This is a genomic window from Marivita sp. (assembly GCF_017643905.1).
Taxonomy (GTDB): Bacteria; Pseudomonadota; Alphaproteobacteria; order Rhodobacterales; family Rhodobacteraceae; genus Marivita.
This window is the reverse complement of the sequence record NZ_JAEPMO010000025.1, coordinates 16,998-36,039: the sequence shown is the minus strand read 5'-3', so window position 1 is coordinate 36,039 and position 19,042 is coordinate 16,998. Positions and strand designations below refer to the sequence as shown.

21 protein-coding genes are annotated in these 19,042 nt (G+C 61.4%); 3 read left to right on the top strand and 18 right to left on the bottom strand.

Features of this window, described 5'->3' with window-relative positions; translation table 11 throughout:
• The 18 genes from JJ869_RS05880 to JJ869_RS05795 all read right to left on the bottom strand — a co-directional run.
• The coding region (locus JJ869_RS05880) for an aminotransferase class I/II-fold pyridoxal phosphate-dependent enzyme (RefSeq protein WP_292265252.1) at positions 1–875 on the bottom strand (875 nt) is incomplete at its 3' end.
• Between the two features lie 90 nt (positions 876–965).
• Positions 966–2,270, bottom strand: a complete 1,305-nt coding sequence (locus JJ869_RS05875; RefSeq protein ID WP_292265251.1) for an FAD-binding oxidoreductase — start codon at positions 2,268–2,270, stop codon at positions 966–968.
• A gap of 103 nt (positions 2,271–2,373) precedes the next feature.
• Positions 2,374–3,738: a glutamine synthetase family protein gene (locus tag JJ869_RS05870; RefSeq protein WP_292265250.1), complete on the bottom strand. Its 1,365-nt coding sequence runs from the start codon at positions 3,736–3,738 to the stop codon at positions 2,374–2,376.
• Positions 3,735–4,418 (bottom strand): type 1 glutamine amidotransferase, encoded by a 684-nt coding sequence (locus JJ869_RS05865; RefSeq protein ID WP_292265249.1) that lies wholly within the window; start codon positions 4,416–4,418, stop codon positions 3,735–3,737. Before JJ869_RS05865 ends, JJ869_RS05870 begins: the two co-directional genes overlap by 4 nt.
• Before the next feature lie 63 nt (positions 4,419–4,481).
• Positions 4,482–5,816, bottom strand: coding sequence for a glutamine synthetase family protein (locus JJ869_RS05860; RefSeq protein ID WP_292265257.1), 1,335 nt, complete (start codon positions 5,814–5,816; stop codon positions 4,482–4,484).
• A gap of 82 nt (positions 5,817–5,898) precedes the next feature.
• A complete protein-coding gene (locus JJ869_RS05855) occupies positions 5,899–6,705 on the bottom strand; it encodes an ABC transporter permease subunit (protein ID WP_292265248.1) in 807 nt (268 codons plus the stop codon).
• Positions 6,702–7,583 carry an ABC transporter permease subunit gene (locus JJ869_RS05850; RefSeq protein ID WP_292265246.1) on the bottom strand — a complete coding sequence of 294 codons (882 nt, stop codon included), beginning with the start codon at positions 7,581–7,583 and terminating at the stop codon, positions 6,702–6,704. The genes JJ869_RS05855 and JJ869_RS05850 overlap by 4 nt, the downstream gene beginning before the upstream one ends.
• 179 nt (positions 7,584–7,762) lie before the next feature.
• Positions 7,763–8,488: a transporter substrate-binding domain-containing protein gene (locus tag JJ869_RS05845; protein ID WP_292265244.1), complete on the bottom strand. Its 726-nt coding sequence runs from the start codon at positions 8,486–8,488 to the stop codon at positions 7,763–7,765.
• A 26-nt stretch (positions 8,489–8,514) separates the two neighbouring features.
• Positions 8,515–9,288 carry an ATP-binding cassette domain-containing protein gene (locus JJ869_RS05840; protein ID WP_292265243.1) on the bottom strand — a complete coding sequence of 258 codons (774 nt, stop codon included), beginning with the start codon at positions 9,286–9,288 and terminating at the stop codon, positions 8,515–8,517.
• Between the two features lie 116 nt (positions 9,289–9,404).
• A complete protein-coding gene (locus JJ869_RS05835; protein WP_292265241.1) occupies positions 9,405–10,139 on the bottom strand; it encodes a PhnD/SsuA/transferrin family substrate-binding protein in 735 nt (244 codons plus the stop codon).
• Positions 10,136–10,573: a TerB family tellurite resistance protein gene (locus tag JJ869_RS05830; protein ID WP_292265239.1), complete on the bottom strand. Its 438-nt coding sequence runs from the start codon at positions 10,571–10,573 to the stop codon at positions 10,136–10,138. Before JJ869_RS05830 ends, JJ869_RS05835 begins: the two co-directional genes overlap by 4 nt.
• A 39-nt stretch (positions 10,574–10,612) precedes the next feature.
• On the bottom strand, positions 10,613–11,281 hold the full coding sequence (locus JJ869_RS05825) for a hypothetical protein (RefSeq protein WP_292265238.1): 669 nt from the start codon (positions 11,279–11,281) through the stop codon (positions 10,613–10,615).
• A complete protein-coding gene (gene rlmJ, locus JJ869_RS05820) occupies positions 11,278–12,045 on the bottom strand; it encodes a 23S rRNA (adenine(2030)-N(6))-methyltransferase RlmJ (RefSeq protein ID WP_292265236.1) in 768 nt (255 codons plus the stop codon). Before rlmJ ends, JJ869_RS05825 begins: the two co-directional genes overlap by 4 nt.
• 42 nt (positions 12,046–12,087) lie before the next feature.
• Positions 12,088–12,396, bottom strand: a complete 309-nt coding sequence (cutA, locus tag JJ869_RS05815) for a divalent-cation tolerance protein CutA (protein ID WP_292265235.1) — start codon at positions 12,394–12,396, stop codon at positions 12,088–12,090.
• 301 nt (positions 12,397–12,697) lie between these two features.
• The gene (locus JJ869_RS05810) at positions 12,698–13,660 is read right to left on the bottom strand and encodes a DUF4238 domain-containing protein (protein ID WP_292265233.1); all 963 of its coding nucleotides are present in this window, start codon (positions 13,658–13,660) and stop codon (positions 12,698–12,700) included.
• On the bottom strand, positions 13,653–15,296 hold the full coding sequence (locus JJ869_RS05805; RefSeq protein WP_292265231.1) for a CTP synthase: 1,644 nt from the start codon (positions 15,294–15,296) through the stop codon (positions 13,653–13,655). Before JJ869_RS05805 ends, JJ869_RS05810 begins: the two co-directional genes overlap by 8 nt.
• 224 nt (positions 15,297–15,520) lie before the next feature.
• Positions 15,521–15,898, bottom strand: coding sequence for a preprotein translocase subunit SecG (gene secG / locus JJ869_RS05800; RefSeq protein ID WP_292265229.1), 378 nt, complete (start codon positions 15,896–15,898; stop codon positions 15,521–15,523).
• Between the two features lie 133 nt (positions 15,899–16,031).
• Complete coding sequence (locus tag JJ869_RS05795; protein WP_292265255.1) at positions 16,032–16,427, bottom strand: DUF6524 family protein; 396 nt, start codon at positions 16,425–16,427, stop codon at positions 16,032–16,034.
• 236 nt (positions 16,428–16,663) lie between these two features.
• Here JJ869_RS05795 and JJ869_RS05790 point away from each other — a divergent pair, with 236 nt between their 5' ends.
• The 3 genes from JJ869_RS05790 to JJ869_RS05780 are packed head-to-tail and all read left to right on the top strand — an operon-like array spanning position 16,664 to position 19,010.
• On the top strand, positions 16,664–17,959 hold the full coding sequence (locus JJ869_RS05790) for an adenylosuccinate synthase (protein WP_292265227.1): 1,296 nt from the start codon (positions 16,664–16,666) through the stop codon (positions 17,957–17,959).
• A gap of 16 nt (positions 17,960–17,975) precedes the next feature.
• Positions 17,976–18,200 carry a DUF2842 domain-containing protein gene (locus tag JJ869_RS05785; protein WP_292265226.1) on the top strand — a complete coding sequence of 75 codons (225 nt, stop codon included), beginning with the start codon at positions 17,976–17,978 and terminating at the stop codon, positions 18,198–18,200.
• Positions 18,201–18,236: 36 nt separating this feature from the next.
• On the top strand, positions 18,237–19,010 hold the full coding sequence (locus JJ869_RS05780; protein WP_292265224.1) for a hypothetical protein: 774 nt from the start codon (positions 18,237–18,239) through the stop codon (positions 19,008–19,010).
• Positions 19,011–19,042: the final 32 nt, after the last annotated feature.

The window sequence follows — 19,042 nt, the reverse complement described above, 5'->3', positions numbered from 1 at the left end:
TCTTCTTTGGGCAGGGACGGCGGTACGGTGATCCAGGGCGACTGGCGTAGGCGGGCGGCCACGTGATCGTGGTTGCGGCGGCCATCGCGGACGCGGCGGTCCAACTCGGCCAATTGCGGGCGGATCACGGCAGCGGACAGGTTCGACATGCGCAGGTTATACAGCGGCAGTTTGTTTTGCCACTTGGCAAAGGCCTCGTGCAGGACGGGGTGTTTCTTCCAGTTGTGCTCGTAGGCGCCCGACAGGATCACCGCACGGGCGATCAGGTCGGCATCGTCGCTGAGAAGGATGCCTCCTTCGCCTGCGTTGAGCATCTTGTAGCTTTGGAAGCTGAAGCATCCGACATGGCCCAGCGTGCCAATCTTTTGCCCGTTCCAAAGCGTGCCCAATGAGTGCGCGGCGTCTTCGATCACCGGAAGGCCGCGCGCTTGGGCCAGCGTCAGGATCGCGTCCATATCGGAGGTGTGCCCGCGCATGTGGCTGATCATCACCGCCTGAACATCATCGATCTTGGCTTCGAAATCCGCCATGTCGATGCGGTAGCTGTCATCCACTTCGCACAGCACTGGGACGCACTCGGCGTGGACGACGGACGAGGGCACGGCGGCAAATGTAAAGGCCGGGATCAGAACACGCGTGTCACGGGGGAGACCAAGTGCCTTCAGCGACAGGAAAAGCGCGGCCGAGCAGCTGCTGACCGCCAGCGCGTATTTTGCCCCCATCAAGGCAGCGAACTCTTCTTCCAGCAACGAGACGGGCGCCGCTTCGGGTGCGGTGTAGCGGAACAGGTCACCAGACTGCAGCAGACGGTCAATCTCGCGACGGGCGGCTTCAGGGATCGGCTCTGCGTCGTGCATGTTCGGAAGATGTGTCATTGCTGCGCCTCTTGTCTGTCGTGTCGTCTCAGCATACGCGCTGTCACGAGAGTATGACAGTGGTATGACAGGATGTCTCCCAGCTTTGGTTCAAACCCCCAACCGGTCACGCATCGCATACCATGACATCCCCAGCTTGAGGATCGATGTGCGCATCAGCCCGCCGCCCGGGAATGGCACGTGCGGGATGGTGTTGAACGCGTCGAACCCCGGTGATGCGCCGCGGGTCGCTTCGGCCAATAGCTTGCCCGCCTGTATGGCGGTCCCGACACCGTGGCCGGAATAGCCCGATGCCGACAGGATGTTGGGCTGCACACGAGCAAGGTAGGGCATGCGTTTGAGCGTGATGGCCAACGTACCGCCCCAGGCATGGTCGATACGCACATCGCGCAGATGCGGAAAGATCTCCGACAATGGTTTGCGCACCAATGCGGCGATGTCGGATGGAAAGCGGTAGCCATAGGTCTCGCCACCGCCAAAGATCAGGCGTTTGTCATGGCTCAGACGGAAGTAATTGACAACAAAGCGGGAATCCGCGACCGCGACATCCTGTGTCAATACCTTTGCGGCGTCGTCACCCAAAGGTTCTGTGGCGATGACATAGTTGTTGATCGGCATGACCCGCGCGGTCACCTGCCGGTCCAGCCCACCCAGATAGCCATTCCCTGCAAGGATCACCTGATCCGCGATAACATGGCCCGCATCGGTCCGCACCGTCACCTTTGACCCGTGTTTGATGTCATGCACATGGCTGCGCTCGTGCAGGCGCGCGCCAGCTTTCGCTGCGGCCTCCGCCAACCCCAGTGCCAGCCGCAGCGGGTGCAGATGTGCTGCCCCCATATCGAGCGTGCCACCGATATAGTCGGGCGAGGGGCAGAGCGCGTGGAACGCATCGCGATCCAGCGCTGTGATCTTGTCGTAGCCGTATCGCGTTTGCAGGTGTTCGGCATAGTCATGCAGGTCTGTCACATCCACCGGGCGCGAGGCGGCCCAGGCGATACCGTCCTTGAGGTAGCAATCAATCCCGTGTTTGGCGATCAACCCGCGCACCAGCGCCTTGGCATCCTCCCCCAGATCCCAAAGCAGGCGCGCGTTATCCGCCCCCACCATCTTTTCCAGCGTGATCTGGTCTTGTCGCTGCCCTGTCCCCAATTGTCCGCCGTTGCGGCCTGACGCGCCAAACCCCACGCGATGCGCGTCGAGCAGCACCACATCCGCGCCCATCTCGGCCAGATGCAGCGCCGCCGACAGGCCGGTATACCCGCCACCGACGATACAGACATCGGCGCGGGTTTCCCCGTGCAACGGCGCCAACGGGGCAAGCAGGGTCGCTGTCGCGGCGTACCAGCTTTGAGGATAGGCCCCTCGGGTGTCATTGCTGAAAAGCAGGTTCAAAACGCGGTCCTGATCTTCTTCTTTTTCCAAATATGCCGGGGAGCGCGAGGGGCAGAGCCCCTCGCATCGGTCGGACCGGCGCAGCCGGTCCGAACCCCAAGGGTCATACGTTGAGCAGCAGGTGCTCGCGCTCCCACGGGCTGATCACCTGCAGAAATTCTTCGTATTCCGTGCGTTTTACAATCGAATAGACGCGGCAGAATTCCTCACCAAGGATGTCGTGCAACTCGGTCGACTCTTCGAACAGCTGCAACGCCTGTCCCAGAACCTGCGGGATGTCGGCCTCACCCTCGTAGGCGTCCTTCTTGAGCGGCTTTGAGGGCCATTTCTCGTTGACCAGACCCAGATAACCGCAAGCAAGGGATGCCGCGATCCCCAGATAGGGGTTGCAATCCATCCCGGCGAGCCGGTTCTCGACCCGGCGGCTGGCGGGGCCGGAGAGCGGGATGCGAATGCCCGTTGTACGGTTGTCGCGGCCCCAGGCGAGGTTGATGGGGGCTGCGTGCTCTTTCACATAACGGCGGTAGCTGTTCACATACGGGGCCAGCACGGCGATGGCCGCAGGCAAATAGGTCTGCAATCCACCGATGAAGTGAAAGAACGCATCGGTTTCGCCGCCCTGGGGGCCGCTGAACAGGTTGCGCCCGGTTTCGATGTCGATGATCGAATGGTGGATATGCATGGCGCTGCCGGGCTCATTGGCGATCGGCTTGGCCATGAAAGTGGCGAAACAATCGTGGCGCAATGCGGCTTCGCGGATCAGGCGTTTGAAATAGAACACCTCGTCGGCGAGCTTCACCGGATTGCCGTGGCGCAGGTTGATTTCAAGCTGGCCTGCGCCGCCTTCCTGCGTGATGCCGTCGATCTCGAACCCCTGCGCTTCGGCGAAGTCGTAGATATCGTCGATCACCGGGCCGAATTCATCGACGGCGGTCATGCTGTAGGCCTGACGCGCGGCAGCGGGACGGCCGGAGCGGCCGATCATCGGCTCGATGGGTTTGGCGGGATCAAGGTTGCGCGCCGTCAGGAAAAACTCCATCTCGGGTGCCACGACCGGCTCCCAACCTTTGTCACGATAAAGCTGCACCACGCGCTTGAGCACGTTGCGCGGCGCATAAGGCACTGGCTTGCCTTTGCGGTCATAGGCGTCGTGGATGACCTGCAGCGTCCAGTCGCCGGTCCAGGGAGCTGCGGTGGCGGTGCTCATGTCGGGCCGCAGGATCATGTCGCGTTCGATGAAGCCGCCATCGTCTTCGTCTGCCGCCTCGCCCCAATCCCCGGTGATGGTCTGAAAGAAGATCGAGTCCGGCAGGTGGAAATATTCCTGACGGGCAAATTTCGAGGCGGGCACGGCTTTGCCGCGGGCGATGCCGGGCAGGTCGGCGATGATGCATTCGACCTCGTCCAGCCTGCGGTTTTCCAGAAATGCGCGGGCGGAGGCGGGAAGACTGTCTGTCCAGTCGGTCATGCGAGGGTTCCTTCGCGGAAGAATTTTGCGAATTGGTCGGCCATGCGACCATTGTCGAGCGGTCTGCCCATTCGAGCGCGGGCGACCTGCATCAGCTCGTCAGGGACAACGCCCTTGCCGCGCGTTTCGACCAAGCCGTTGATGAAGTCATCGCCGTATTCGGGATGCGGCTGCACCGTGAAGGCCTTGCCGGGATAAAGCAAGGCTGCGTTGGCGCAATGATCATTCGACGCCACGACCTGCGCGCCTTGTGGCACTTCGACCACCTGATCCTGATGCCATGCGTTGATGGTCATGGTCTCGCCGCCGAAATCATATTCCTGCTGTCCCACGGCCCAGCCGCCTTTGAACTTTTCGACTTTGCCACCCATCGCCTGCGCGATGATCTGATGGCCGAAACACACGCCGATCAGCGGACGGTTGGCGGCGACAATATCGCGGATGAGCTGTTCCAGCGGGGGGATCCACGGGTGATCTTCGTAGGCGCCGTGCTTGGAGCCCGTTATGAGCCAGCCATCCGCGTCCTGCGGCCCGGAGGGGAAGACGTTTTCCACGACGCTCCAGGTTTCAAAGGTAAAGCCTTTGCCTGCGAGCATCCGCTCGAAGAAACCGGGATATTCGCCGAACGACCCTTTCAGTTCGTCCGGAGCAAGTCCCGTCTGCAAGATTCCGATTTTCATGAAGCACCAAGGTGTTTGTGTGTGCAAACTATGCGTTCTGCAGACGCACAGCAAGGGACGCGCCTAGACCGTGTCGAGGTATATCTCAACGCGTTCGTTTGGCGTCAGTTCGTCCATGTAGTGGATTTCCTGCCTCTTGGTCTGCACGAGGTTGCGGATCAGCTCATCATGGAAGATGCGCGGCATCACCGTACTTTTCTCGAAGGCCGTGACGGCGCTGGGCCAATCGGCGGGGATCTGCGGCAGGTCAAGCGCGTAGGCGTTGCCGGTCACCGGTTCTGGCGGCAGCGCCTTGTCCTCGATCCCGACAAGTGCCGCGCCAAGGATTGCGGCAAGTGTCAGATACGGGTTCACATCGCCACCGGCCACGCGGTGTTCGACACGGCGTGCAGATGGGCTGCCCGAGGGCACGCGGATCGCGGTTGTGCGGTTCTCGTAAGCCCATGCGATGCCGGTCGGCGCGTGGGACTCGGGCACCAACCGATCAAAGCTGTTCAGGTGCGGCGCATAGATCAGCGCGCTGTCATGCAGCGCATTGAGGCACCCTGCGATAGCGTGGCGCAGCAGGTCCGTGCCCTTGGGACCACCATCGTCAAAGACGTTTTTGCCAGCCTCGTCGAGCAGCGAGAAATGTGTGTGCATGCCGGACCCGGCATAGTCGGGGTAGGGTTTCGCCATGAAGGAGGCGGCAAAGCCGTGGCGGCGGGCCAGCCCTTTGACCAGCATCTTGAAGAGCCATGCATCGTCGGCGGCGCGCAGGGCGTCGTCGCAATGCATCAGGTTCATTTCGAACTGGCCGAGGCCTGCTTCGGAAATCACCGTGTCTGCGGGAATATCCATTGCCTCGCAGGCATCGTAGAGATCGGTGAAGAAGCGGTCGAACTGGTCGATGAGGCGGATCGACAGGATCTCGCCCGCCTTGCGGCGTTTGCCGGAGCGGGGGGAGGCGGGAACCTGCAGATTGCGGGTGCTGTCGTCGATCAGGAAGAACTCAAGCTCCATCGCGACCACGGGCGTCAGACCGCGCGCCTTATAACGCTGAACCACAGTGTTGAGCGCATGGCGCGGATCGCCTTCATAGGGCTCTCCCGTTTCGCGGAACATCCAGAGCGGCAAAAGCGCGCTTGGCGCTTCGAGCCATGGCATCGGGACAAAACCGCGCCCCGTAGGCCAGAGCACGCCATCGGCATCACCGGCTTCGAACACCAGCGGGCTGTCGTCGATGTCTTCGCCCCAGATGTCGAGGTTCAGAACCGAGAGCGGAAAGCGGGTGCCGCCGTCCAGCACCTTGTCGGCAAAGCGGGCCGGTACACGTTTTCCGCGCGCCTGACCATTGAGGTCCGAAGCGGCCACACGGATCGTGCGGACCTGCGGGTTCTTGCGGAGCCAGTGGCGAATATGGGGGTCCATTGAAGTGCCGTTTTCAATAATTTGATCAAATTATAGATAGGCGGTGTACCCTGCTCTTAGCAAGCAAAATTCAGCGAATGACGTTGAGTTTCAGCTTCATCTTGGCGCGGGCATCCTGGGGCAGGTGCCGGTTGAGGCGGCGATTGATCAAACCAAACAGACTGATGATGCACAGCGTGAGCAGGATGAAGTAGAAGGCAAGGATCGGGTAGGGGATGAACGGGTTGAACGTCTTGTCGGCAAAGAAGCTCGCATAGTAAAGCGCGTCGCCGCGTTGCTGCCACGCCGGGAAGCCCGAGAAATAGACTAGAGTTGTGGCGTGGAAAAGAAAGATCGCCTCGTTCGTGTAGGCGGGCCATGCAAGGCGCAGCATCGTGGGCCATGTCACCCGTTTGAACCGCGACCAGCCGGACATGCCATAGGCGTCTGCCGCCTCTATGTCGCCGCGCGGGACCGATTGCAGCGCGCCGTAGAAGATCTCTCCGGAATAGGCGGCGGTGTTGAGGAAGAGCACGATCAGCGCGCCGAGCCACGCCGATGTGAACGGATCGAAAATCGGCGAGATCGGTTTGAGCGAAAGGAACAGGAAATAGGCAAAGAAGAACTGAATAAAGAGCGGTGATCCCCGGAAAAGGAAGATGAACCACGCGCTGGCCTTTTGCAGCACCGGCTTCTTCGATGCCTTCCCCAAAGCGACAGCGGTCGCCAGGAAGAACCCCGAACACAGTGCCAGCACGCCGAAATAGATGTTCCAGATCATGCCGGAGCCGATCAGGGTGAACTGCTGGCACAATGTATAGCCTTCGCGCGGCAGCAGGCGTTCGCCGATCCCGATGGAGCGCAGGCCGTAGTCGGCGATAGTGTCCCAACAACTCATGCCGCTTTCCTCTGCGCTTCGCCGGCCAAGGTGGCCTGTCCGTGGGTCAATTTGCGCATCACCTTGTCGAGCACGATTTCCGAGACACGGGTGAAAAGCAGGTAAAACACCAGCAGTGCAAGAAAGTACCACATGCGCCAGTCGCCATGCGGGTAATCGGTGAACCGGGCGGTCTTGGCCCCACCCAACTCGCGCGCCCAGTAGACGATGTCTTCGACGCCCAAGAGGAACAACAACGGCGTCGCCTTGATCAGCACCATCCAGAGATTCGACAGACCGGGCAGGGCAAAGACCCACATCTGCGGAACGAGAATGCGCCAGTAAACCTGCCTGCGGGACATGCCATAGGCCTCGGCGGTTTCAAGCTGGTTGTGCGGGACAGCCCGCATCGCGCCGTAAAGCACGTTGGCCGCAAACGCGCCAAAGACGATGGCAAAGGTCAGGACGGCAAGCATGAAGCCATAGGTTTCATGCACCCATTGCGGCGCGTTGCCCAAAGGCAGCTTGGCGATGTCGCAGACGACAAAATCGTTGCCCTGCCAGATGCTGTCCGTCCAGTCGGGACATTTGATTTCGTGGCGTATCCATTCAAACAGCTGGTCCAGCGCAATCACGAAGAACAGGAAGAACGCAATGTCCGGTACGCCACGCACAACGGCGATGTAGGCTTTGCCGATCCAGCTGAGAGGTGGGAAGTGCGATCGTGCACTGGAGGCGCCTATAAAACCGAACGCCAAGGCCGTGGGCGCGGTGATCGCCAGAAGCAGCAAAACGGTGAACACAGACGTGTAGATCGCCATGTGTTTTCCGGTGGTCAGGTAGCAGGCCATCCATGCGAGGTCGCCAAGCGATGCGGGATCGGCACAAAAACTGAACATCTGGTCCCCTAAGCGGCTTTGGGTTTGGCAAGTCTTGCACGTCCCTGCGGCGCTTGACAATTCCCGTGTGGCTTAACGCCTTGAGTGGTTTCGAGAAACGCGCTGTCTTGCGTACAGCATGCACACAAACGAGAAGGGGCCGCAGTGGCGACCCCTTCGGTGCTTTGGACTCAGACGGCTCAGAAGCCCGGTCCGATTTCCCACTTTGCAAGCAACGCGTTCAGCGAGCCATCGTCCTTCATGGACTGGATCGCTGCGTTGAACTTGTCCTTCAGCTCTGTGTCGGATTCGCGCAGGCCCATGCCGACGCCGCCGCCGATCAGCTCCTGCCGGTCAAGCAGGACGAGATCGGCGTTTTCGTCAGCGATGGGGCGCAGATAGGCGTCATCGGCCAGAACAGCGTCGGCTTCGCCATTGCGCACCGCAGCAACGGTTTCATCCGGAGTGGCGAATTCAACGAGGGTCGCACCGCTGGAGGCGATGAACGCCGCCTCGATGGTGTTGGCCTGTGCTGCGATTACGCCGCCTTCAAAGTCCACATCAGCACCTTCAAGGGCGAGGTAGGAGGACGGGTCCGGCTGGGTGTAGTTCTGAGTGAAGTCGATGACCTCGTCGCGTTCGGCGGTGATCGACATGCCCGCGATGATGACGTCGTAGTTGCCCGACACGAGGTTTGGAATGATGCTGTCCCACTCGTTTGTGACCCATTCACAGGTCAGTTCGGCGCGCGCACAGAGCTCATCGCCCAGTTCACGCTCGAACCCGTCGACTTCACCGGAATCGTTGATGAAGTTGTACGGAGGGTAAGCGCCTTCGGTGCCCATACGAACAACGGAGTGGCTGCCGGCGAACGCGACAGAGGCCGTGATGGCCAGTGCAGCTGTGCCGAGAAGGATGGATTTCATTGTGGGTTCTCCCGGTTTCTTGGTGGTTAGTCGGCCATTGTGGAGGACAGAAACCCCCGCAGCCGTTCTGATTTTGGTGCGCCGAACAGGCTGTCCGGTGCGCCTTCTTCCTCGATCAGGCCCTGATGCAGGAACACGACGTGGTTGCTCACGTCGCGTGCCATTTTCATGTCGTGAGTGACAATCAGCATGGTTCGGCCTTCGGAGGCGAGATCCTTGATAACTTTGACGACTTCCTGTTCCAGCTCGGGATCCAGCGCCGAGGTGGGTTCATCGAACAATAACGCTTCCGGCTCCATGCACAGCGCACGGGCAATCGCCGCCCGCTGCTGCTGGCCGCCCGACAGCATCGCCGGATAGGCGTCGCATTTGTCGCCGATGCCCACCTTGTCGAGATAGCCACGCGCGGCCTGTTCGACCTCGGCGCGGTCGCGGCCCAGCACGGTCACAGGCGCTTCCATCACGTTCTGCAGGATTGTCATGTGAGCCCAGAGGTTGAACTGCTGGAACACCATCGACAGGTTCGTGCGGATGCGCAGCACCTGTTTCGGGTCGGCGGGATGCCGTCCCAGACCGGTGCCTTTCCAATGCACCGCTTCGCCCTTGAACAGGATATCCCCCTGCTGGCTGTCCTCGAGCAGGTTGGCGCAGCGCAGGATGGTGGACTTGCCCGATCCCGATGATCCGATCAGCGATACCACGTCACCGCGATGTGCCGTGATGTCGACGCCCTTGATGACTTCAAGGCTGCCATACTGTTTGTGCAGATTGCGAATTTCCAGAACGGGGGTTTCTGTCACAAGATGCTCTGACGGGTTGGGTCAAGGATGCGACGCAGGATGACGCGAAAATACGGGGCGATGCAATGTCGAAATCGACGTATTCCGAGGCAACCGGCCGTGTGACCCCGCGTCAGTCAGTTGGGTGGCGCGGGAATGGGCTCGGCAAGATAGCTGTGCACATCGAGAACGCAGAAGGTCATGGGACCGCCCATCAGGTCAGGGGTTCCAGGGTCGAACGCGCGGGTCGCAGCCGCGAGGGCGCGGCGTAGGGGTTCAGGATCGATGCCCTGCGCAGCGATCAGGGGCAAGCCCGGTGTCGGTCGGGTGGTGCCGGTGGGCGTGACCTCAGCGGCGTTGGAATCGACCGCTTGCAGGATGCGCCAGGTCACCGCGTCAAGGCAGGCGATGTCGGCACGGCCCTTGGCCACGGCAGCAAGCGACTGGGCATGTGCACCGGTTTCGAGGAATGTGGTGATTGATCCGCGATCTGGCATCTCTTGCGCCGCTGCCCATCCGGACTGGCTGTCGGCGCTGTTGTAGGCCAGCGTTCGAGGCAGACCGGCGAGATCCCTTCGGGTGATGATCTGGGAATGGTAATGTCCTTCCGGACCGCCAAGTCCGAAATCCAGCGTGCCGATATATTGGACCTCGTTCCGCAGTTTGCTGCGAAAGGGCAGGCCGCAGGTCATCGACAGGGCAAGGTCCGGAGACCGCCAATGGGAATACAGGTCGGCTGGCAGGTCTTCGGGTGGGGTGAGATCGGGAAGGGACACGCCCTCTCCGCGCGCGCAGGACTGCACAACGGACCAGAAGTCGCGCCAGAGGCCCGCGTTTTCCGCCCGCCAGTACATTGGCAGGCTGGCGATCATGCCTTGGCGACGCGTTGCCGGGCCAGCGCGCTGTCCCGGTCGTTGATGCCCAGAAGCTTGGCCACGAGCCGCAAGAGCGCGTCTTCCTCGGCCTCGCGCACGCCATCGGCAAGAACGACCTCCCACAGCGCCTCGATCACCGCGATGCGGTCTTCGTAGGGCACGGCGTCCTTGATGGCTCCGGTAAAGCGGACGGTGTCGGGGGCTTCTGCCTCCAGACCTTCGGCCTCGCCGCGCAGTTTTGCTGCCTCAAACGGCGTCAGGCCGTAGCGGGACGCGGCGATGCGGTCGATGCGGGTTTTCTCGCTCTCGTCGTAATCGCCATCGGTGCGGGCGACGCGGACAAGCAGGGCGGTCAGGGCCAGACGCGCATCGGCGTCGGGCAGCGGAGCGGGGTCGGGCGCGGTGAGGCGCTTGAGGAAATCACCAAACATGAAGGGGATATATGCCGCGCCGAAAGCTTCGCCAATGGGTTATCCCGATAGTGCAGTCACATCGTAGAGGATATCGTCGAGCGCGATGCCCCCCGGATCGGTGTTTTGGGCCGTCACCGCGGTGATCCCGGTGTCGCTGCGCCAGGCCAGCAAGATGACGCCGTGTGTCAGGGGCAGGGTGAGTTCGGTCGTTTGGCCGGTCGCATGATGGAAGGTCAAAAGCGCCGTACCCGGTGCGGGGTGCTGGCCCAGCGGATCGGGGTATTCCGCATGCAGGCGCAGGCCGATGGCGGTTTGCGGCGTGTCGAACACCAGTGCTGCGCTGCCTTCGCCACGGCCCTCGGGCAGGTCTGCGCCTTTGGGGCCAACGGGAAACAACGCGTTCGATCCGAAGCCCGCGTGATGCGCGATGGCGAAGGTCTGGCCCGGTGCGCCGGGAATGGCGCGGAGCGGTTGGGTTGCTGCGCCTTGCAGCGCATCGAACCCGTCGGTGTCCTGCACGGTCTGCCCGACAAGCCGTTCGCCGATGGTCAAACCCGGCGCGCGCCAGTGCTGGTCGATGCTGTGGCCGGGCTCGGGGACGCTGGGCAGGGTGTCGAAGGTTTCGATGCGGTGTGGCTGGGCCTTCAGGTCGTCATAGGACACGGGGCGCAGGTCGGCTGCCGCGACACCCGGGAGACACAGCAGCGCGGCGCAGAGGCGCATCATGTCAGCTTGCGGAACGCGGCGGTGAGCGGCTTGAGCGCGGCCTCCAGCCCGAAAGGCGGGTTCACCACGAATAGGCCGGAGCCGACCATGCGGTGCCCCTCGCGCGCGGGTGGGAAGCGCACCTCGTGGGTCAGCGCCTCAGGGTGATCCGCCTGCAAGGCGCGCAACATGGGCCGGTGCGCACCGGAGGTGAGGATCGGGTACCAGATCATCACCACGCCGACATTCCACTTGCGCGTGATCGCGCCCAGCCATTTGGGGATCTGGGCATAGTCCGCCTTGATCTCGTAGCTGGGGTCCACCAGCATCAGCCCCCGGCGCGGCGTCGGCGGGCAGAGGCTTTGTGCCAGTTCAAGACCGTCCTGATGGTACACATGGGTGTTGGCTGCGCGCAGGTTTGACCGCAGGGCGGCATGTTCCTGCGGGTGCAGTTCGGCGAGATGGAGCGAATCCTCGGGCCGCAGCAGCGCCTGCGCAATGGCGGGCGATCCGGGGTAGAGGCCATCGGGCTGGGCCTTGAGCGCGCGGATATAGGGATGGTCCTTGGCAAACCCGTCGCGCAGCCGGGCGATGCCCTGCGCCGCCTCGCCGGTCTTGACCGCTTCGGGTGCGCTCAGGTCATAGCGCCCGCGCCCGGCATGGGTCTCAAGATAGCTCAGCGGTTTGGGCTTTTGCGTCAGGTAGTCGAGCGCCAGCGCAAGGGCGGCGTGTTTGTGCACATCGGCGGCGTTGCCCGCATGATAGAGGTGTTGGTAGGACAGCATGCGCCCGTGATAGGCCAGTTGGCTTGGATCGGGTAGGGGGATTCAGCCGGTGGCGGTGCTGTCGATCCAGGTGAGGAAACTTTCCGAGCCATCCGTCATCTCGACCGACCAGAGCGCCGGTTCGTCATAGGGATGATCGCGCAGGATCAGCGCCCTGAGCGCGGGCCACGCGGTGGCGCTGGTCTTGAAGAGCAGGCGGTATTCCGGCTCCTCCTGCAGGCCGTTCCATTCGTAGACCGAGGTGATGCGTTCGATCTGCACACAGGCGGCGAGTTTGGCCGTGACGGCGGCGCGCGCAAGGCTGCGGGCGGCGTCTTCGCTGTCGATCGTGGTGAAGGCGGCGAGGGGCATTGTCGGAGAGTAGCGGGTGCGGGTGGTTTGGGGAAGGGGCTCGCCGCGTCGACGCGGCGAGGCGCGGCCTCGAGGCCGCGCTTGGCGGTGCAACGACGTTTCGAGTTATGCGCCCGGCGCGAATAGCACCGAAGGTGCCGCGCCATCGCCAGACCGCCCCCCGGGCTGGCGATTTGGCAGGTCTGGGCGCTACGTTCGTTCTGCGCGCGGGAGTGGCTGGAATAAAGCGCCATCGTTCGTCGGGAGGATCGCCATCCCGCGGTCTGGCGATGGCAAACGTAATTGCCGCTAGCGAGGGAAATTATTCGCGTACGCCTAAGCTAGCTAACATCATTTGCGCTGGTCTGTCGCTCTCCTGTTTTTTTCCAAAATGCTTTGAGACAAATTGCAGTTCGGCATCGTCTGAGGAGTACACATATTTGATAGCTTGCTGGGTGACACACTTATTCATAGTCTTTAGCAATCGTTTTTTTGATCCACAAAGTGCCTTGATTATTTCGATTTCGCAATGATCGCGGGGTTGAAAGCCGTACTTCCTATTTGGAGTTGCAATAAACAAACGGGATGGCGAAATTGGTAGAGCCCAAGTCACAGACCGGCTGTCGCTGCCGAAAAATCTAACAAATGGTCGATCACTAGTTAGTAGTGACATGGGTTGATTTGAAAAATCAATCATGTGCCAAGTTAAACTATAATACCATGAAGTTGCTTTATTGCCAACGTGAGACGCCATGAAAGCATCAAAAAGCGCAGTCTCGCGATCAGACTTTTCAAGTAATGCAAGTATTTCCTCTGCACTAAGCGGATGATCTTTTGACCTTATGCTATCGATGCTTTCAATTGACTTGCGAAGCTCTTCCGGTGGCCTTTGATGCGATAGCTCAATTGCCTTCCGTGCGGCCTGCATATCTTCAGGCATTCTCGTCATTAGAGAAAGACAAAATTGCGTCCAGGCTGCTCTATGTCTTGGCGATAAATCCACCAATCCAGTTGGGCTACACAGAATACTATTCGCTTCAGCAGCACGTCCATCCAAAAGTCGAAGGTAGTCTTGCTCAACTTGTTGTTTTAATTCTTCCGGGAAATCAGAAAGAGTATAAAGGTTCTTGCACCATCCAGTTTGAGTTGGGTGCACTCGCTTGGGCTTAACAGCGTTTCCATGTGGAATTGAGAATTGGCACAAGCGACCATCATCCAGTGTCCAGTTCTTGAGATAGAACTTGGGGATATAGTGGTGGTCGGATGGCGGCTTCGGTTTAGACAAGTCGACTCACATCCTTCGCCGCCCGGACAAAATCCTTGAACAGCGGATGCGGGTCAAAGGGTTTCGACTTCAGCTCCGGGTGGAACTGGACGCCGATGAACCACGGGTGGTCAGGCCATTCGACGATCTCGGGCAATCGGCCGTCGGGACTCATGCCCGAAAAACATAGCCCGCCTTCCTCAAGCGCTTTGCGGTACTTGATGTCCACCTCGTAGCGGTGGCGGTGGCGTTCGGTGATGGTGGTGCTGCCGTAGACCTCGGCCACCTTTGAGCCGTCGGTCAGTACCGCGTCATAGGCGCCAAGGCGCATCGTGCCGCCCTTGTCGTCGGCGACGCTGCGGTTGACGGTCTGGTTGCCCTGCACCCATTCCTTGAGGTGGTAGACCACCGGCGTGAACCGCTTCTTCCCGGCCTCGTGGTCGAATTCCTCGGACCCGGCATCGGGCAGTTTGGCGACGTTGCGGGCGGCTTCGATCACCGCCATCTGCATGCCAAGGCAGATGCCCAGATAGGGGACCTTGTGTTCGCGGGCGAATTGCGCCGCCTTGATCTTGCCCTCAGTGCCGCGTTCGCCAAAGCCGCCGGGCACGAGGATCGCGTGGAAGCCCTCAAGATGCGGCGCGGGGTCCTCGCGTTCGAAAATCTCGGCATCGACCCACTGGATGTTGACCTTGACGCGGTTGGCCATGCCGCCATGGGTGAGCGCCTCGGCAATGGATTTGTAGGCGTCCTCAAGCTGCACGTATTTGCCCACGATGGCGACATTCACCTCGCCTTCGGGGTTGTAGATGCGGTCGGCCACGTCTTCCCATTTCTCGAGGTTGGGCTTGGGTGCGGGCGTGATCTGGAACGCGTCGAGCACCGCCTGGTCGAGGCCCTCGCGGTGATAGGCGAGGGGGGCCTCGTAGATCGACTTGAGGTCTTGTGCGGCGATCACGCTGTCGGGGCGCACGTTGCAGAAGAGCGCGAGCTTCTCGCGTTCTTTCTGCGGGATCGGCCCTTCGGACCGGCAGACCAGGATGTCAGGGGCGAGGCCGATGGAGCGGAGTTCCTTGACGCTGTGCTGCGTCGGTTTGGTTTTCAACTCTCCGGACGCCTTGATGTAGGGCAGGAGCGTCAGGTGCATGAAGATGCACTGGCCGCGCGGCTTGTCCTGGGAGAACTGGCGGATTGCCTCGAAGAAGGGCAGGCCCTCGATGTCGCCCACGGTGCCGCCGATTTCGCAGAGCATGAAATCGACCTCGTCTTCCCCGATGGAGATGAAGTCCTTGATTTCATTGGTGACATGCGGGATCACCTGGATCGTTTTGCCAAGGTAATCGCCGCGCCGTTCTTTCTCGAGCACGTTGGTGTAGATGCGCCCCGACGAGATGCTGTCGGTCTTGCGCGCAGGCACGCCTGTGAAGCGTTCGTAGTGTCCAAGGTCAAGGTCGGTTTCCGCGCCATCGTCGGTCACGAACACCTCGCCATGTTCAAATGGCGACATCGTGCCGGGATCGACGTTCAGATAAGGGTCAAGTTTGCGCAGGCGAACGGAAAAGCCACGCGCCTGCAGGAGCGCGCCCAGAGCGGCCGAGGCAAGGCCTTTGCCAAGGGAAGACACCACGCCGCCGGTGATGAAGATAAAGCGTGCCATGTGTGGAAACCTCCCGCGAAGCGCTGCAAATCATGCAATCTGCGCAGCCATTGGCACGCAGCATCACGGGATTTGAGCGGTAGAGGATTCGGCGGAAAAAGGCAAGGCCGAACCCCAAGATGATGTTACGTCAGATTGCTGCGCCTCAAGGGGTGGTGGGCCAGCAACCAAAGAAAAACGCGCGGGCCCGCAGGACCGCGCGTCGGTTCAGAGCTTTCGCCGGATCAGTCGGCGCGGGGCAGAAGCGGCGCGTTCGGATCGACGGAGGACGGCGGCGGCAGAAGGCCATCGGCGTCGAGGGTGTTGCCCGTGCCGGTCTCTTCGGTCGCGGCATCACCACCGGTGGTCAGGCGGTCCATGATGGAACTGCCCGAGGCGTTCTGTGCGGCAATCACCGTCAGGGTGATCGAGGTGCAGATGAAAGCGATGGCGAGGATCCAGGTCAGTTTGCCAAGGCCCGTGGCCGCGCTGCGGGTGCTGATCGCCCCGCCACCGCCGCCACCCATTGCGCCAAGCCCACCGCCATCAGAGCGCTGCAGCAGCACGACGCCAATCAGCGCGAGCGCAAGAAGAAGGTGGATGATGAGAACGACGTTTTCCATGGCTGTCCCGGATCTCTTCGTGAATGGGGGTTATCTAAGGCCAAGTGAGGTGTGGTGCAACCCGTGTTGGGTGATCTGATCGCGTGCCGGTAGCGGGTCTGCGTATTTGCGAAGAGAAGACGCGAGGGTCGGTTTATTCGTCCACGTCGTCTACATCCGCCTGACCCGAGAGTTTGCGGCGCACGATGGACCAGCTGAGGCCGATGCCCAGAACGAGCGACAGCGCGAAGATGCCGATCCACATGGTCAGCGCCCGGTTCTGCAGGTCGAGCAGGCCGAAATCATAGGCGACCCAGAGGAGTGCGCCCACAAGCGCCAGGATCAGCAGCATGCCGAATGCGCCGATGGAGCGGAGCGTGGCACGCAGGTAGATGATGTAGCCCACCAACAGCACCAGACCGGCCAGCACGGTGACCGAAAGCTGGTTCTGTCCTTCGGTCGCGGCCCATCTGACGAAATTGTAATCCGTCGGATTATAGGTGACGGCCACAAGGACAAAGGCAAAGAGCCAGCGCAGCAGGAATCCCATCATCTTCGGCCTTTCGTCAACGTCGCTGCGGTGTGATCGCCCAAAGCGGTGCGGCCTGTCCAGAGGGCTTTGCAACAGCGGCGCGCGCCTGTGACAAACGGGCAGGTTCCAGGGTCATGCGCGACCTGCAGGGTGATATGTCGCGAAGATCGCGTGAAAAGCGGTTCCCCCCGCCAAGATTGCGCACTATACGGGCGCGGGTTTGACGGATGGAACTCCAGCAAAGGTCTAAAGACATGGCGAATGTGGTGGTCGTGGGTGCCCAGTGGGGCGACGAGGGCAAAGGCAAGATCGTGGACTGGCTCTCGGAGCGGGCGGATGTGATCTGCCGCTTTCAAGGCGGGCACAATGCGGGTCACACGCTGGTGATCGATGGCAAGGTCTACAAGCTGCATGCACTGCCGTCCGGCGTGGTGCGCGGTGGCAAGCTGTCGGTGATCGGCAATGGTGTTGTGCTCGACCCGTGGCATCTGATGAAAGAGATCGAGACCATTCGCGGTCAGGGGGTGGAGATCACACCCGAGACTTTGATGATCGCCGAGAACACGCCGCTGATCCTGCCGATCCACGGCGAGTTGGATCGGGCGCGCGAGGAAGCCGCCAGCAAGGGCACCAAGATCGGAACGACCGGGCGCGGCATCGGCCCGGCCTATGAGGACAAGGTGGGTCGTCGGTCGGTGCGCGTTGCCGATCTTGCAGATCGGGCGACGCTCGAGGCGCGGGTGGACCGCGCGTTGCAGCACCATGATCCGCTGCGCAAGGGTCTGGGGTTCGAGCCGGTGGATCGCGATGCACTGCTCGCGCAACTGATCGAAATCGCGGACCAAATCCTGCCCTTTGCCGCCCCCGTCTGGAAGGTGCTGAACGAAAAACGCAAGGCGGGCAATCGCATCCTGTTCGAAGGCGCGCAGGGAGCGCTTCTCGACATCGATTTCGGCACTTATCCGTTTGTCACCTCGTCCAACGTAATCGCAGGGCAGGCGGCGACGGGTGTCGGCCTTGGGCCGGGGGCGATTGATTACGTCCTGGGCATCGTCAAAGCCTACACCACCCGCGTGGGCGAAGGCCCGTTCCCGACGGAACTGCATGACGAAGACGGTCAGCGCCTTGGTGAACGTGGGCACGAGTTTGGCACCACCACCGGGCGCAAGCGCCGCTGCGGCTGGTTCGATGCATGCCTCGTGCGCCAGACCTGCGCCACCAGTGGTGTGAACGGGATTTCCCTGACCAAGCTGGACGTGCTGGACGGGTTCGAAACGCTGAAGATCTGCGTCGGTTATGAGCTGGACGGCCAGCGTTACGACTACCTGCCAACGGCTGCCGACGAACAGGCCCGCTGTACACCGATCTACGAGGAAATGCCCGGCTGGTCGGAATCGACCGAAGGCGCGCGGTCCTGGGTCGATCTGCCCGGCGAGGCCATCAAGTATGTCCGCCGGATCGAGGAATTGATCGAATGCCCGGTCGCCCTACTTTCAACGTCACCCGAACGGGAGGACACGATCCTCGTGACCGATCCCTTCGCGGACTGAGCGAAAGGAGGCGCATATGGCGCTGAGCTACAAGGCCCGGAAACGCTGGTCGCTGGTGATCCTGCTGGTGGGCATGCCTGCCTATGTGGTCGCCTGCGTGACCGTGATCAACTGGCTCGACCGGCCCTCCTTTCTGGTAGAGCTTGTGGTTTACGTGGCGCTGGGCATCCTTTGGGCGCTGCCTTTCAAATTCGTGTTCAAGGGGATTGGACAACCGGACCCCGACAGCGGCGACTCCTAGCATGCGGCGGCGCGGGTCTGCCTGCGGGGCCGGGGCGTGACCGCGACATCAGGTGTGGTCCTTGTTCTGGGCAGCGCGCCCGATGTGATCCAGTGCCGTGATTGGCCCAGATCGGGCTTCGATACCGTGGTCGCCATCAACAATGCGTGGCAGGTGCGCATGGACTGGGATTACCTTGTCGCGCCAGATGACTTTCCGACAGACAAGCGTCCGCAAGAGCTGTCACCGGGCCAGCAGGTGATCGGGTCCGATGTCTATGTTCCCGCCAACAACCAGTTCGGTGGCATTCTGTACGCCGGAGGAACGATGGCGTTCACCGCCGGGTATTGGGCGCTTTGGGCGTTGCGGCCAAGGGTCATGGCCTTTCTGGGCTGTGACATGATCTACGCGCCGCAGAAGGCGTCGCATTTCTACGGTCAGGGACGTGCCGACCCTTTGCGCGACGACATCAGCCTGCGCAACCTCGAGGCCAAGTCAGCCCGGCTGATGCTGCATGCGGCGTGCATGGGCTGCGCCTGTGTCCGGTTGTCCAACGGTCCTAGTCGCCTTGTGTTTCCCTCGGTTTCCAGACGGGTGCTCGGAACCATCGCGGACCCCTCGTCGCAGGCCGACTTTGGGGCCTTCGACGCGGCAGTCGCGCTGGAACAGCAGTTTGGATATTCGGTTCCCTCCGGGCGCTATTGGCAGGAAGCTGCCAGGTTCGATGTCGCGCACATTGATGCCGTCGACACGGCGTGGATGGCCGCTCTCTCTGCAGCAGGAGCGGAACTCTTGGGGATCGCTAAGCCTGCGGTGCAGAAGGCCGGGTAAAAAACGAAGGGGGCCCGAAGGCCCCCTGAACG

Excerpts from the sequence above, each read along its gene's own strand:
- JJ869_RS05870 (WP_292265250.1), bottom strand. The coding sequence starts at position 3,738 with ATGACCGACTGGACAGACAGTCTTCCCGCCTCCGCCCGCGCATTTCTG.
- JJ869_RS05865 (WP_292265249.1), bottom strand. The coding sequence starts at position 4,418 with ATGAAAATCGGAATCTTGCAGACGGGACTTGCTCCGGACGAACTGAAA.
- JJ869_RS05855 (WP_292265248.1), bottom strand. The coding sequence starts at position 6,705 with ATGAGTTGTTGGGACACTATCGCCGACTACGGCCTGCGCTCCATCGGG.
- JJ869_RS05850 (WP_292265246.1), bottom strand. The coding sequence starts at position 7,583 with ATGTTCAGTTTTTGTGCCGATCCCGCATCGCTTGGCGACCTCGCATGG.
- JJ869_RS05845 (WP_292265244.1), bottom strand. The coding sequence starts at position 8,488 with ATGAAATCCATCCTTCTCGGCACAGCTGCACTGGCCATCACGGCCTCT.
- JJ869_RS05835 (WP_292265241.1), bottom strand. The coding sequence starts at position 10,139 with ATGATCGCCAGCCTGCCAATGTACTGGCGGGCGGAAAACGCGGGCCTC.
- JJ869_RS05830 (WP_292265239.1), bottom strand. The coding sequence starts at position 10,573 with ATGTTTGGTGATTTCCTCAAGCGCCTCACCGCGCCCGACCCCGCTCCG.
- JJ869_RS05825 (WP_292265238.1), bottom strand. The coding sequence starts at position 11,281 with ATGATGCGCCTCTGCGCCGCGCTGCTGTGTCTCCCGGGTGTCGCGGCA.
- rlmJ (WP_292265236.1), bottom strand. The coding sequence starts at position 12,045 with ATGCTGTCCTACCAACACCTCTATCATGCGGGCAACGCCGCCGATGTG.
- cutA (WP_292265235.1), bottom strand. The coding sequence starts at position 12,396 with ATGCCCCTCGCCGCCTTCACCACGATCGACAGCGAAGACGCCGCCCGC.
- JJ869_RS05805 (WP_292265231.1), bottom strand. The coding sequence starts at position 15,296 with ATGGCACGCTTTATCTTCATCACCGGCGGCGTGGTGTCTTCCCTTGGC.
- secG (WP_292265229.1), bottom strand. The coding sequence starts at position 15,898 with ATGGAAAACGTCGTTCTCATCATCCACCTTCTTCTTGCGCTCGCGCTG.
- JJ869_RS05795 (WP_292265255.1), bottom strand. The coding sequence starts at position 16,427 with ATGGGATTCCTGCTGCGCTGGCTCTTTGCCTTTGTCCTTGTGGCCGTC.
- JJ869_RS05790 (WP_292265227.1), top strand. The coding sequence starts at position 16,664 with ATGGCGAATGTGGTGGTCGTGGGTGCCCAGTGGGGCGACGAGGGCAAA.
- JJ869_RS05785 (WP_292265226.1), top strand. The coding sequence starts at position 17,976 with ATGGCGCTGAGCTACAAGGCCCGGAAACGCTGGTCGCTGGTGATCCTG.